8 protein-coding genes are annotated in these 13,684 nt (G+C 51.3%); 6 read left to right on the forward strand and 2 right to left on the reverse strand.

Annotation, left to right across the window (positions count from 1 at the left end):
* The first annotated feature begins 249 nt into the window (after nucleotides 1–249).
* Nucleotides 250–537: a hypothetical protein gene (locus A0W33_RS01095; RefSeq protein WP_068836451.1), complete on the forward strand. Its 288-nt coding sequence runs from the start codon at nucleotides 250–252 to the stop codon at nucleotides 535–537.
* A 757-nt stretch (nucleotides 538–1,294) separates the two neighbouring features.
* Here A0W33_RS01095 and A0W33_RS01105 read toward each other — a convergent pair.
* Nucleotides 1,295–2,335 carry a chemotaxis protein CheB gene (locus tag A0W33_RS01105; RefSeq protein ID WP_068836453.1) on the reverse strand — a complete coding sequence of 347 codons (1,041 nt, stop codon included), beginning with the start codon at nucleotides 2,333–2,335 and terminating at the stop codon, nucleotides 1,295–1,297.
* 232 nt (nucleotides 2,336–2,567) lie between these two features.
* Here A0W33_RS01105 and A0W33_RS01110 point away from each other — a divergent pair, with 232 nt between their 5' ends.
* Together A0W33_RS01110 and A0W33_RS01115 are read left to right on the forward strand one after the other, a co-directional pair.
* Entirely contained in the window at nucleotides 2,568–6,542 is a 3,975-nt protein-coding gene (locus A0W33_RS01110; protein ID WP_068836454.1) for a CheR family methyltransferase, read from the forward strand.
* Nucleotides 6,543–7,167: 625 nt separating this feature from the next.
* Nucleotides 7,168–7,455, forward strand: coding sequence for a hypothetical protein (locus A0W33_RS01115; protein WP_068836455.1), 288 nt, complete (start codon nucleotides 7,168–7,170; stop codon nucleotides 7,453–7,455).
* An 85-nt stretch (nucleotides 7,456–7,540) separates the two neighbouring features.
* Here A0W33_RS01115 and A0W33_RS01120 read toward each other — a convergent pair whose 3' ends face one another.
* A complete protein-coding gene (locus A0W33_RS01120; protein ID WP_068836456.1) occupies nucleotides 7,541–8,218 on the reverse strand; it encodes a response regulator in 678 nt (225 codons plus the stop codon).
* A gap of 542 nt (nucleotides 8,219–8,760) precedes the next feature.
* Between A0W33_RS01120 and A0W33_RS01125 the strand changes: the two genes are divergently transcribed.
* From A0W33_RS01125 to A0W33_RS01135, 3 genes are all read left to right on the forward strand, one after another.
* Entirely contained in the window at nucleotides 8,761–9,675 is a 915-nt protein-coding gene (locus tag A0W33_RS01125; RefSeq protein ID WP_068836457.1) for an isoaspartyl peptidase/L-asparaginase family protein, read from the forward strand.
* A gap of 46 nt (nucleotides 9,676–9,721) precedes the next feature.
* Nucleotides 9,722–11,059, forward strand: a complete 1,338-nt coding sequence (locus A0W33_RS01130) for a DUF2254 domain-containing protein (RefSeq protein ID WP_068836458.1) — start codon at nucleotides 9,722–9,724, stop codon at nucleotides 11,057–11,059.
* 314 nt (nucleotides 11,060–11,373) lie between these two features.
* Nucleotides 11,374–13,182, forward strand: a complete 1,809-nt coding sequence (locus tag A0W33_RS01135; RefSeq protein WP_229802008.1) for an AMP-dependent synthetase/ligase — start codon at nucleotides 11,374–11,376, stop codon at nucleotides 13,180–13,182.
* Nucleotides 13,183–13,684: the final 502 nt, after the last annotated feature.

Genomic DNA, 13,684 nt, shown 5'->3' on the forward strand with positions numbered 1-13,684 from the left:
CTTGATAGTCCCCGGAAAAGAGTGAATTCAGTAGTAGCCGGAGAAGTTACGGGTTAACACGTAGCTGCTGCACCATAAGGGCCTTTGCATCAGGGATGCATGGTTAACAGAGGAATAAGTTAATAATAATCAGGACATAAAGCTATAAATACGGACAGAAAAAATCAGTATTTCCCAAGGAATTCTTCTACGTAAGTTTAGGTTAGATCAGCACGCACAACAACGAAGTGTATTGAGGAACAAACTTATATGGTAACTAAACTTACACAAACACTGCAAGACTTTGAGGACCTGGTTACGAGTGGCGGAATAAAGTCATTTCAGGTTTCTTTCCAGACTAAAGGTCTCTGGATAAAAGCAGATCAGGGAGCCGAAGAACAGACTGTTACCTTGCCGGAAGAGTTGCTCAACTCTCTGCTCAATTTCTTTTATGGTGTGGAATGCATAAACTATAGATCGCACGATTACACCAACCTCAAGGGCTTTATCAACGCCAAGGTGATGCTGGAGCGGTTACTGCACAGGAATATTGAGTAGCTGAGTGAAGAGGAAGTTCTAGGTTGGCAAACGCATTTCCTTCCTATGAAGCGCTAAACTTAAGCTTTAGCTTAAAACGCCGGCAGTAACTGCCGGCGTTTTAAGTATAGAAAAGCAACAAGAATAAGGCGAGGGAGGGCCATCCTCAGCACCCAAAAAAGGCATGACCACTCCCGGCCTCAAGACAAACAATAACCAAACTTCTTAATGAACTTCTAAATGAAAGAATGTTAGTTATAACTGTTTTTACGCCGTCAACTCCGGAACGGCTAGGAAGCATCCTCTAAATACTGCCTTATCACATCCAATTACAGCTTTTACGCATCCGAATAAGTATAAAACACCCACTTCTTCCTGCTGCACCACCAGGCGCTACCCTGGTTCACGTGGGTAGCTGGTTATAAATCAGAATTGCAGCTTTTTAGAAATCCCTTATCAACTGGAAGGAAATGTATCCGCTCTCAGGATACAACCAAGTGGTGCACATAAAATTAACGGCCTCTGATGTGCCGGGACGGATTTATTGCGGCGCCAGGGTTGGCTGCCTGAGTTGCTGCAGCTATCAGGAAGTTTAAATGGATATGGCGTTTCTACAAGGTAACGCAACCCTTGCCTTCAGCCAGTGCGGAATTGGTAAAGCCGGAGCTGCAAGTGTTGCACAGATTGCTTCTACACTTAGGGGCATAGACACACTTCAGGGCATGGACAGCCCCGCTATTATTAAAGGTTTATACTTTTTCAGATTAAAGCAGGAGCGTTAGCCTACGTCCCCTAGGTTCTCCGCATCGGAAAGGCTCGATTTGTTGAGCAACTCCCGGAGCCGTTCGATGTGCACCTTCATTTCATCCGCCCGCTCTTCCTGTATTGAGGCCCAGCGCTGGTTGCCTTTGTTGCTCTCGCCCCGGGACATTTGCATCAGGATGTTACGCCGCTCCTCCAGGGTGCGCAGGGCTACCCAAATTGTTTCCTCCAACGATTCGGACATGCCCCTAATCAGGGCGTCTTTGGTGTAGGCATGGCCGGAGTGGCACCGGTACCGTTCGATCGTGCCCTCCTGTGATAGCTCCCACAAGCCACCGCCGCACTCGGGGCAGCTATAGGGTGTGCGGTCGCCCGCCTTTTCTAGATCTTCTATACTTGTCATTTCGCTGTTGTTCATCACGCGTTCTGCAATCTGTGCCTCCTGCCAAATATCCGTCGGTACCGCTACCGAGTTGTGGTTGGGTCGGTGCGCTAGTTCTGTGAGTACTTCGGCCATCTTTGCCAACGGCACCACGTGGTCAATCTCCACCTGGCGGATAGCGTTTTGTGGCAGGGCCGGAAACTCCGCATCTGCCGGGTCCTGAACCACCGTTACACCACCACTGCGTTTAACTCCCTCCAACCCTACAACACCATCACTCAGAAAGCCGGTTAGTATCACGCCCGTCACGTTTGCGCCGTGATAAGCGGCGGCAGACCGGAAAAGCGGGTCGATGGACGGCCGGAACAGGTTCTCACGGGGACCGCGTACAACCAGCATCTCGTCTTTACGCAGGAGCAGGTGCCGGTCGGGCGGGGCCAGGTATAAGGTGCCGGGTTCGATGCGGGCATTGTTCTCGGCCACCTTGCACGTGAGGCCGGTGTATTTTCGTAGACGCTCCACCAGGAACAGTGCGGAGGAATCATTGCTGAGATGCTGTACCACAAAAATAGCGGCAGGCAAATCATCGGGCAGACCCGCCAGCAGCGTTGTAACCGCCTGCATCCCTCCTGCTGAGGTACCAATCACAATAACTTTAGGGCTGTTTACTTTCATAGGTAAAATTTAATGCCGTGCAGGCGGGTGTCTTTCACACATGCGTCTTTGTTTACGCGCTATGGAGCTAAGTGTTGATTTTATCTGTTCCACCAGCAGGAGCATCCCGTATTTCCCCACGGCGGCTGGCACTGCAAGTGTTATATGCTGTAAGGATCATTTTATACCTGTAATTTTTGGTAATTTAGCCTTTCGGGGTAAGGCGGAGACTAGCTTCCATAGAAAAAATAGTATGACAAAGTCAGCGGAAAATAAGACAGCGCAGGATACAAGCGGTAGTGACGGGCATAAATCAGCACAAAACGAGTTCGTGATCGGGATTGGGGCCTCTGCCGGTGGCTTGCACGCCCTGGAGATGCTGTTTAGCAGCGTGCCGCAGGACAGCGTAGCCTACGTAATCGTACAGCACATTTCCTCTGAACACCGCAATTTGCTTACGGAGCTGGTGGCACAATACTCTTCCCTGCAGGTGCTGGAGGCGGAACACAACACTGAGGTAGAGCAAAACAAAGTATATGTTATCCCGAACAACAAAGAGATTATTATCCGTGATAACCGCCTGTTGCTCCTGGACAAAACAGTGGCAGGCCGCTCCAGAACGGTGGATACTTTCTTCACGTCGCTGGCCGCCGACAAAGGGCAGAAGGCGATTGGCGTTATACTTTCCGGCACAGGCACCGATGGCTCTGAAGGCGCGCGTGCCATAAAAAAAGCCGGTGGTCTGGTGCTGGTGCAAGACCCTGCCACTGCCCGCTTCGACGGCATGCCCCGCAACGCCATTAAAACCGGCTGCGCAGACCATGTACTGGCACCGGAGCTGATGCCAAACGAGATTTTCAACTTTGTGAAGGTGACACCAATCACCAGCGGGGTAACAGGACTGGTGAACAGCCAGTCGCAGGCAGCCTTCTCCGAAATACTGGATATGGTGCATGAGCGGACCGGCATTGACTTCAGCAATTACAAGCAGCCCACCATTATCCGGCGCATCAGCCGCCGCATGGCCATCCTCAACATCAAAACGCTGGAAGACTACCTTGATTTTCTCAGCCTGCGTGCCGGCGAGGTAGAGACACTGGGCCGTGAGTTCCTGATTGGGGTAACCAAGTTTTTCCGCGACGAGGAAGCCTACCAGGTGCTGGCCGAGGAGGTGATTCCGAGTCTGATCCACAAAAAGAAGCCTAAAGAACAGTTGCGCATCTGGATAGCCGGCTGCTCCACCGGCGAAGAGGCCTACTCCATCGCCATACTGGTGCGCGAGTACATGGACAAGGTGAAGAGGGAGCTGGAAGTAAAGATATTCGCCTCCGACATAGACCGGGAGGCGCTGGATTTTGCTGGCAAAGGCATTTACCCCGAGAGCAGTGTGGCCGACGTGTCAGAAGCGCGGCTGCAAGAGTTTTTTGTTCGGGAAGAAGGAAAGTTCCGGGTGGTGCAGCGGGTGCGCCGCATGGTTATTTTCGCCCCGCACAATGTCACCACCGATCCTCCTTTCAGCAAGATAGATTTAGTGAGTTGCCGCAACATGCTCATTTACCTGAACCAGAGCCTTCAGATGAAAGTGATTTCCAAGTTCCACTATTCCCTGGTGGTAGGCGGATATATTTTCCTGGGCTCCAGCGAGAGCATCGGCGAACAGCGCAGCATGGAGGAGGTAAACAAGAAGTGGAAGATCTACCGCAACACAGCCCCTGCCCACTCGCTGGGTATGATGGATACCTTCTCGAACAACAGGCTTAGCAAGCGCCCGGAGCCCCCTACCCTTCCTGGCTCCTCCCGCGACCTGTCGGCCCGCCAGGTATTGCTGCAGAACTTCAACGAGCTACTCAACGAAACCGTTCTGGAAGAGTACAGCTACGCAGCCGTGTACATCGACGAGAATTACGACGTGCTGCACGGTGCGGGCAAGTATAAAAATTACCTCGACCTGCCTGAGCAATCGTTTACGTTTAACCTGCTCAAGCTGGTGCCACAGGACCTGGCTGTAACGCTGGGCACCATGCTGCGCAAAGCCATTCTGGATCAGGAAAAGCTATCGGCGCACAACGTGCCGGTGCGCGATGGCAGCAACCTGCGGCACATTGATATTTTGGTGAGGCCCCTGCTGGTTGAAAAGAAGCAGCACCACCGGCACCTGCTGGTGCTGTTCTCGGAAGAGCAGCCGCGCCTGCCCATCAGCTCGGACCAGGTGGTGGTGTTTAACCATGACACCTACGAGAGCAGGGTGCAGGAACTGGAGATAGAGCTGCAGTACACCAAAGACGACCTGCAGGCCGTGGTGGAGGAACTGGAGACGGCTAACGAGGAACTGCAAAGCACCAATGAGGAGCTGCTTTCCTCCAACGAGGAACTGCAAAGCACCAATGAGGAGCTGCAGTCGCTGAACGAGGAGTTGCACACCATCAACGCCGAGCACCAGTACAAGATAAAGGCGCTGGTGGAGCTCGACGACGACCTGAACAACTACTTCAGAAGCACCGATATCGGGCAGATTTTTGTGGACCGCCAACTGATCATCCGCAAGTATACCCCGGCGGCCACCAAGCTGATCAACCTGATCGAGTCAGACATCGGCCGCTCCATTTACCACATCTCCAACAACCTGCGCTACGAAGACCTGATAGAGGACGTGCGGCACGTCATCGCCAGCAATCAGAATATTGAGCGGCAGGTGCAGGACAAAGCCGGCGTTTGGTACCAGATGCGTGTGCTGCCCTACATCACACAGGAGCGGAGGATTGATGGGGCCATCATCATCTTTATCCAGATAAACGAGCTCAAGAACCTACACCTGCTGCACGCCGGCATTCTGAACAGCTCGCCTAACGCCATTATGGCCCTGAAAGCGGTACGCCAGGATCTTATAATAACTGACTTTACGCTCAACACGGTTAATTACAAGGCACAGGAACTTTTGGATCGTCCGGAGGCCAACCTGATCGGCAAAACCCTTTGGAAAGAGTACCCGACGCTGCTGGAGCAAGGTACGTTTGAGCAACTGGTGCAGGTGGTGGAAACAGGTAAGCTGATGGACCAGGAACGGGTGTTGCTGTACAAAGGGGAACAGATCTGGCTGCACGTAGTGGCTGTTAAGTTTGATGACGGCCTGGTGCTTACGCTGCACAACATTACAGAGCGCAAGCAGTACGAACAGGCCCTGAAGCAACAGCAGGAAGAAATACGGGAAAGTGTGGAGCGTTTCCGCACTATGCTGGAGGCAGTGCCCCACATTACCTGGACCAGTAAGCCCAGCGGGGAAAACAGCTCCTTCAACGAATCCTGGTACGAGTACACCGGCTTAAGTAAAGAAGAATCAGCTGGATGGAACTGGAAAAGGGCTTTTCACCCTACCGATCTGGAGCAGTTGATGCCAGACTACATGGCCTCGCTGGAATCCGGCAAAGTGCACAGCACCCAGGCCCGCATACTGCGCCAGTCTGACAACCGGTACCGCTGGCACCTGATTAAGGTGGTTCCCCTGCGCAACGAGAGCGGCGAGATCATGCAGTGGATCGGCACCGCCACCGATATCCAGGATCAGAAAGACGCCGAGGAAGCTAACATTGTGCTACAGGTATCGCAGCAGCGCGAGATTTTAAATGCAGTGATGCAGACACAGGAAGAGGAGCGCAGCCGCATCTCAGAGGCGCTGCACAACGGCCTGGGCCAGGTGCTTTACGCCGCCAAACTTAACCTCGACAACCTTTCCCCGGAAAGCGAACCGAAGAAGAAAATAAAGGACAATGTAGACCAACTGCTGAGGCAGGGTATTAATATTACGCGCGATATCTCCTCAGAGCTCACTCCTTCGGTGCTGAACGAATTTGGCTTGAAGGTTGCCGTGGAGGAGATTATTTCCCGTTTCAGCAGCCCGCAGCTTAAAATTAAGTACGCGATGCAGGGGTTCGATGAAAAACTTGATTACACCGTAACCCTATCGCTGTACAGGATTATACAGGAACTGCTGAACAACGTGATAAAGCATTCAGGCGCCACCGAGGCGTCCGTACAACTTATCCAAAAAGACGATTTGGTCCGGCTTAGTGTGAAAGACAATGGCAAGGGCATGGTCGACGGCGCGTACGATACCATGAATGGCATCGGCCTAAGCAGCATCCGAAACCGCTTAAAGTTATTGGGCGGCAAGATGGAGATTAAATCTTCGGAAGGCGAAGGCGCTGAATTCAAGGTTTGCTTTACGTTATAAGGCCGCCACGCGCGCTCACCTAAAAAGAATGTATGGCTAAACACACAGAAGCAAGTATTTAAGTATAAGTTGCTGCAATTTATCAGCAGCCAGATTGAGAGCATCAGCAGAACAGCGCTGCCTTCGGGTAGTATGTTTTGCTGATGCTTTTTTTGCGGGTCCTGAAGCGGAAGCGGCGCCCCCTCACCCTATTGGCGACTAGCGAAAAAGACACCAGTAGAAGTACTTTCGCATTTACCGTTATTCTTACCCGCTCCTGCCATTCCTAAGCTCATCCCCTACTTACACTTTGTACCTTGTTAAGCTGAATCCTGAAGTCTGGCACAGGCAGTCATTTTGCCCTTGAAGCAAAACAGTACAACCAGAAACAGGCTTTAGCTTAAGCTGCGCCAACACCTACCAAAACAAAAGAGGGTGACAGTTCGCTTATGCGGCTATATAATTTCTAATAAACTTTAAACCAATAAATTAATGTTTACAAGCACGCTTTTATACTTACGAATTAATTCAGTGTTTACACCTATTTACAGGACTTAAAATATGCCTACTTTTATACTTGCGCATCCTATGGCTAAGCCCTTGTGAGCGGGATGCAAGTACATTAACACGTTTTACGTAAACCGCTATGAACACGACTGCGAATGACACGTTGGAGCGCTATGAAGAGATGGTTTTGAGCGGTAAAATCAAAACATTCCAGGTTCATATCAGCGACACAGGCATTAAGGTTAAACCTTCCGGATCAGCGCCTGAATGTGAGATTCTGTTAACCCAAGAGTTGCAAAACTCCATCCGCACCTATTTCTACGAAGTGAATTCTTTTTCCTACGGCTCCTTTGACTATACTACGCTAAAAAGCCTGATCAATGCGCGGGTGTGCCTGGAGCGCATGACAAAAAACGCAGGCTCCTGACCCACTGCACCCCTTCCCTAAAAAAGCATCGCCCGGCAGCGCATAAAATAGAGCTGCCGGGCGATGCTTTTTTAGGGTTAAGTTCCTACTCAGCGTGATCCAAAGGAATTATCTTCTTTTCGAAGGCATACTTGATGAGGTTGGCTGTGTTTTTTGCCTGCGTTTTCTCCAGGATATTCTGGCGGTGCGTTTCGATGGTGCGTTTGCTTGTAAAAAGCTTATCGGCGATGTTCGCGTTGGTATAGCCCTCGGCAATCAGCGCCAGCACCTCCACTTCACGCTTCGACAAGCCGATCTGGTCAGCTTGCCGCTCCCCTGCTTTCTCCTTCGGGTTTAATGCCTTGTTCAGCATTTCCACGGAAAGGTCGGCGCTGATGTACGTGTTGCCGCCTGCCACCAGTTTTATGGCTGCGTGCAGCTCATCTTTTCCGGTCGTCTTCAGCAGGTAGCCGGAAGCGCCACTGTCCAGCATTTTCTGCACAAACGGCACATTGTTCAGCATCGACAACGCAATCACCTTTGTCTCCGGAAAATGGAGGCTTATCTGCTGAGTCGCCTCAAAGCCATCCATCATCGGCATGTTTATATCCATCAACACCACATCGGCAGGCGTATGAATCAGCATGTCGAGCAGTTCTATGCCGTTGCTCGCCTCCCCTATCACCTCAATCTCCTCGCTCTGCTCTAACAGCAACCTGAGGCCCTGCCTTAAAATAATGTGATCTTCGGTAATGATTACCTTTATCAATTTATGTTCCTCCATACTTTCAATTTTTAAGGCCCCAGGTTTCTACACCTGCCAGCGTACGTTTTACCGGATCCCGCCGGGCCTGCATCTAAACACCATCAACCTATCTATACGAGGTATAATTCCTTATCTGTTCAAAATAAGTTTTATACAGCTACAGCAACACCGGAACGAAATGCGTCCGCTGCCCGCAACCTACCTGGAGGAATACCCTAAATAAGCTAAAAAAGATGAAAGCACTCCTCTTGCCAGTAATTAAAATCCATCATGGCGCAACGATCAAAAGCGGATAAAGGACGATACTCCGTTTTAGCAAGCTTATACGTTAGAGAATGATGCCGCTAAAACAGACTGCCCCGCCTATACTTGTTGTCCTGAAACCAGCCTCCATTCCGCTGGATTAAAGTTCTGCTCTTTGTAGAACGTTTTCCGCCGCAAAAAAGCCGCGATGCAAACAGTGCCCACAGCGGCAAATAATTTTGCACAGGGCTTTACATTAATTCTGCCGGGCCGTACAAGGCACAGCACCCCTCAATTTTACATTAACAACCAGAGAGATGAAGAATTTCGTTATCGCCATACATGGGGGTGCTGTGACAATGGACCGCGCCAGCGTAACCAAGGAGAAGGAAAAACAATACCGCGAAGGATTAAAAGAGGCTTTGCAAGCCGGAAACGAGGTGCTGCGCAAAGGGGGCAGTGCTGTGGATGCCGTCACCGCAGCTGTTGTGGCCATGGAAAACAATACTGCATTCAATGCCGGCAGGGGCGGCAACCTGAATGTGCACGGAGAACATATGTTCGATGCAGCCATCATGGAAGGCAAAGCCTTAGAAATAGGTGCCGTTGCAGCGGTGCAGCACATAAAAAACCCGGTGAAGCTGGCTAAAGCCGTGATGGAACACTGCAAGCACAACTTCCTGACAGGAGAAGGAGCCAAGGAGTTCGCGATCATACGGAAACTTGAACTGGAGAAGCCCTCTTACTTTACCACCGAGGAGAACCTGAAGGAGTGGCAGCAGCACATTCTGGAAAACTACACCACCGGGCACGACACCGTAGGCGCTGTTGCCCTGGACCAGGACGGTAACCTGGCGGCGGCCACATCCACCGGTGGTCTTAAAAATCAACTCAAGGGAAGGATTTCCGATTCGCCAATCGTTGGCGGTGGCACCTACGCCAATAACGAAGTATGCGCCGTTAGCTGCACCGGCGAAGGGGAACTGATCATGCGCGGTGTGCTGGCCCACGAAGTATACGCCTTGACAAAGTATGCCGGCGAGGAGCTGCAGCATGCGTCTGAAAAAACGGTGAAAATGTATAAAAAGCTACTCAAGGGAGACATGGGACTTGTAGCCCTGAACCCCAAGGGAGAAGTGGGTTTTGGCTTTAACACCAACATCATGCGCCGCGGCTACAGCATAAACGGCGAAACGCTTGCCATTGCCATTTGGGACGATGAAAGCCTGTAACTCCACCTACAGCACCCGGAGCGAAAGCAGCATTCAAGTATAAGGCATGGCTAAATTAACTTCGTCTACTTATAAGGAGCAGGCTACCCTTACCAGCAGCATCGCTTTTGTGCCGTCCGTTATTGCCACTGGCTTTTTTCTGCTGGCACTGGTCATGCTGTACTTCGAGACCCTGCCGCTAAGCACCACGCTGGAAGAGCGGTTGCCTTTCGAGATGGTGCGGGACGAAGATAGCGCGCGCCTGATTCTGAACACGCTGGCTGCAGGCATTATCTCCCTTACCGTTTTCAGCTTCTCGATGGTGATGATCGTGCTGAGCCAGGCTTCCAGCAACCTGTCGCCCCGTGTGATCCCCGGCCTTACCACGGCCCGGTCGCACCAGGTGGTGTTGGGCTTTTACATCGGCACGATCATCTACATCCTGCTCCTGCTGTTAAGTTACAAAACGGAGGGCGACGACGACTCCCGCTCCCCAGCCATTGCCATACTTCTGGGTCTGGCCTTTGGCATTGTGTGCCTGGCGCTTTTCGTATACTTCATTCATTCCATCTCCCGTGCTATCCAGGTCGACAATATCATGAACAGTCTGTTTCGGCAGGCTATGGAGGCGCTGGACCTGGAGCGGGACGTGATGGGCAAGGCACACCTCCCTGCCGCTGCACCTTTAGATGATTATTCCTACACACTCCGAAACAACAGCAACGGATACCTGAAGCAGGTGGACCTGACAGAGCTGCAGCACCTGGCGCAACAGCACCAACTGCAGTTGAAAGTGCTCGTGGAAGTGGGAACCTTCGTGGTAGAGGGTACACCGATGATGCAACTGACAAAGGACCCCGCTTCCAGCAAAGAGCTGTGCGAAGCGCTTCAAAAATGCTTTTTGATCAGCCGGGATGAACTGGTGATGAAGGACTTTGAGGAAGGCGTAAAGCAACTGTCCGAGATAGCCGTGAAAGCCCTTAGCCCTGGCATAAACGATCCCGGAACGGCCCTTAAGTCCATAGATTACCTGTGCATCCTGTTCATTCAGCGCATGGCCTTCGATGAGCGCAATTGCCTGCTCGATGAGGACCGGCAATTACGGGTGATCGACAAAACCATTAACCTCGATGAACTGATGCACCGCTACCTGAGCCCCATCCGCACGTACGGCAAAGCAGACCTGCAAATCGGCATCAGGATATTGCGGTGCCTCCACAACATGCTGTACCAACAACCTGCCAACGACAAAGCACGCGTGATAGGCAAGCACGCTTATGCCATGGTCAGCGATATAGACCACAGCATCACAAACAAAGTGGATCGGGAACGGCTGAATGACGTCATTGCTGAGTTGAACAGACTGCTCCCCGAAAACCAGGCGCTGGAGCTGCTGAAAGTATAGCACCCACCGCATCCTGTCGTATATTTGCCTACTTTTGCGGCTCGTGCAGTTTCCCCGGGGAAAACAAACACTAGCGGTATCCCAACTATTCTGGGTTAGTATGAAAGAAGTCTGCCGGGCAGGATATAGCTGCTCCATGTGCTGCTAACAAGGCATAAACAGTTTCCGGGACACAGGGAAAAGTACAGACGAAACAGTAGAACCGGATCGGCAAGCAAACGGGCCCAACCTAAGCGCCCGCGACGGCACCCTGCAGGAACAAAAACGTAGACCCAAAAGAGGAAAAAGATTACGAATGACAGATGGCCCCAACTATGCGTGACATGAATACCCCTTCCATAGAACCTACCCGTTTATTTGATTGCCTCCGCTACCAGCTGGAAAACTTCCCACGGGAAGACATGCTTGCGGCCAAAGAACAGGGACAGTGGCGAAAGTATAGCACGCAGGAGGTGTTCCATACTGTAAATAAGCTTAGCGCCGGATTGCTCACAGCAGGCATCTCCGCTGGCGACGGCACAACGGAGGGCAGAGACAAAATAGCGATTTTAAGCCTGAACCGCCCCGAGTGGATGCTGGTAGACCTGGCCATACAGCAGACGGGTGCGGTGTCGGTGCCCGTATACCCGACCATCAACAACAATGAGCTGGCTTTTATACTTCAGGATGCCGCCGTGAAAATGGTTTTTGTAGGCGATGCAGTACTATACCAAAAAATCAGCGGCATACGGGAAGAACTTTCCGGCCTGCAGCACATCTATACGTTTGACCAGGTAGCGGGAGCTAGCCACTGGCAGGAACTGCTGGCTCCGATAACGCCGGAAACAGAGCAACAGGTAAGCGCACAGCGGGCGCGGGTGCAACCGGAAGATCTGGCCACCATACTTTATACGTCCGGCACCACAGGCACTCCCAAAGGCGTGATGCTGTCACACCACAACATCATCAGCAACATGTTCAGCAGTTCGCTGGTGATTCAGGAAATCGGGGTGGAGGGAAAACGGGCGATCAGCTTTCTGCCCCTGAACCACGCCTTTGAGCGCATGGCCACCTATTGCTACTTTTACTGTGGCGTTTCGGTGTACTATGCCGAAGGGATGGACAAGATCGGCGAGAACCTGCGCGAAGTGCAGCCCACCGTTTTCACCACCGTCCCGCGCCTGCTCGAAAAAGTGTATGAGAGTATCCTGGCCAAAGGTTCTGAGCTCAGGGGCATCAAGCGGAAGCTGTTTTTCTGGGCACTCCGACTGGCCGAGCAGTACGAGATCAATACAACGGCTAACTCCTCCTACCGGCTGCAGCTCGCGCTTGCCAACAAGCTTATCTTCAGCAAATGGCGCGAGGCACTGGGCGGGCAGGTAAAGTCCATTATCACGGGTGCGGCTGCCTGCCAGGTTAAGTTGCTGAAGGTGTTTTCGGCTGCCCAAATCGTGATACAGGAAGGCTACGGCTTAACGGAAGCTTCTCCTATCATCAGCGGCAACAGGTACAGCGAAGCAAACCGGATGTTCGGAACCGTTGGGCCGCTGCTGCAGGGCGTGGAAGTGCGCATAGCGGAAGACGGCGAAATTCTCTGCAAAGGCCCCAACGTGATGCTGGGTTACTACAAGCGCCCGGACCTCACCGCCGAGGTGATGGATGGGGAGTGGCTTAAAACCGGCGACATCGGCTCAATGATTGACGGAAAGTTCCTGAAGATTACCGACCGCAAGAAAGAACTCTTCAAGACCAGCGGCGGCAAGTATGTGGCCCCGCAGCCGATCGAGAACAAAATGGTGGAGAGCCCCTGGATTGAGCAGATCATGGTGGTTGGGGAGTCAGAGAAATATGTGGGCGCGCTGATCGTGCCGGCATTTCAGGCCGTGAGGGAGTGGTTTGCCGCCAAAGCACTCCCCTATCCGGGCAACCTGGCCGCTACCCAGCACAAGCAGGTACAGGCACTCCTGGAGGAGGCAGTGGCAGAGTTCAACAAGTACTTCAATCATGTAGAGCAGGTAAAGCGCTTCGAACTCCTTCCCCACGAGTGGACCATCGAAAGCGGTGAACTCACACCTACGCTGAAACTAAAGCGTAAGGTGATCCTGGAGAAGTACGCTTCCACCATCAGGCAAATCTATTCCTAAAGAAATCGCACCAATCAGGTAGGTTCAGCTGGCTGAGTGGCCTATCTGTATACACCCAGGTATAAGCCGGCTGTTTATCAAACGGCCGGCTTTTTTGATGCTGTAGTGCTTTTATACATAACATAAACCAACCTTTTATACTATTCTAATACAGAATAAGACACAAAATTACAGAACTGTCTGGATTGGTTAAATTTCAGCACAATTATAAAACAGGCAGTTATTGTACAGCTAACATAACACAGGTTTGCTTTATTCTAAAAATTTCCCTCAAAACAGACTTTGAATGCCCTTAGTAGCCGCCTCCTTTCAACTTGCTTTAATTATACTTATTCAGGCTTTTCGATAAAATTATACAGCAATATTATTGTTTTTATTATTTTTTTTCCCTCCACACAATAATATTCAAAAGACTACCTATATTTAGATTTTAAATTGGAAAACTACCGAATGATTTGTATTTCAACGTGAAACACAACCGATGGAAGTTTTCTTATTCAAT

Source organism: Pontibacter akesuensis, assembly GCF_001611675.1.
In the GTDB taxonomy this organism is placed as follows: Bacteria; Bacteroidota; Bacteroidia; order Cytophagales; family Hymenobacteraceae; genus Pontibacter; species Pontibacter akesuensis.

Coding starts and splice junctions, on each gene's coding strand:
- A0W33_RS01110 (WP_068836454.1), top strand. CDS start 2,568: ATGACAAAGTCAGCGGAAAATAAGACAGCGCAGGATACAAGCGGTAGT.
- A0W33_RS01095 (WP_068836451.1), top strand. CDS start 250: ATGGTAACTAAACTTACACAAACACTGCAAGACTTTGAGGACCTGGTT.
- A0W33_RS01125 (WP_068836457.1), top strand. CDS start 8,761: ATGAAGAATTTCGTTATCGCCATACATGGGGGTGCTGTGACAATGGAC.
- A0W33_RS01130 (WP_068836458.1), top strand. CDS start 9,722: ATGGCTAAATTAACTTCGTCTACTTATAAGGAGCAGGCTACCCTTACC.
- A0W33_RS01115 (WP_068836455.1), top strand. CDS start 7,168: ATGAACACGACTGCGAATGACACGTTGGAGCGCTATGAAGAGATGGTT.
- A0W33_RS01120 (WP_068836456.1), bottom strand. CDS start 8,218: ATGGAGGAACATAAATTGATAAAGGTAATCATTACCGAAGATCACATT.
- A0W33_RS01105 (WP_068836453.1), bottom strand. CDS start 2,335: ATGAAAGTAAACAGCCCTAAAGTTATTGTGATTGGTACCTCAGCAGGA.
- A0W33_RS01135 (WP_229802008.1), top strand. CDS start 11,374: ATGCGTGACATGAATACCCCTTCCATAGAACCTACCCGTTTATTTGAT.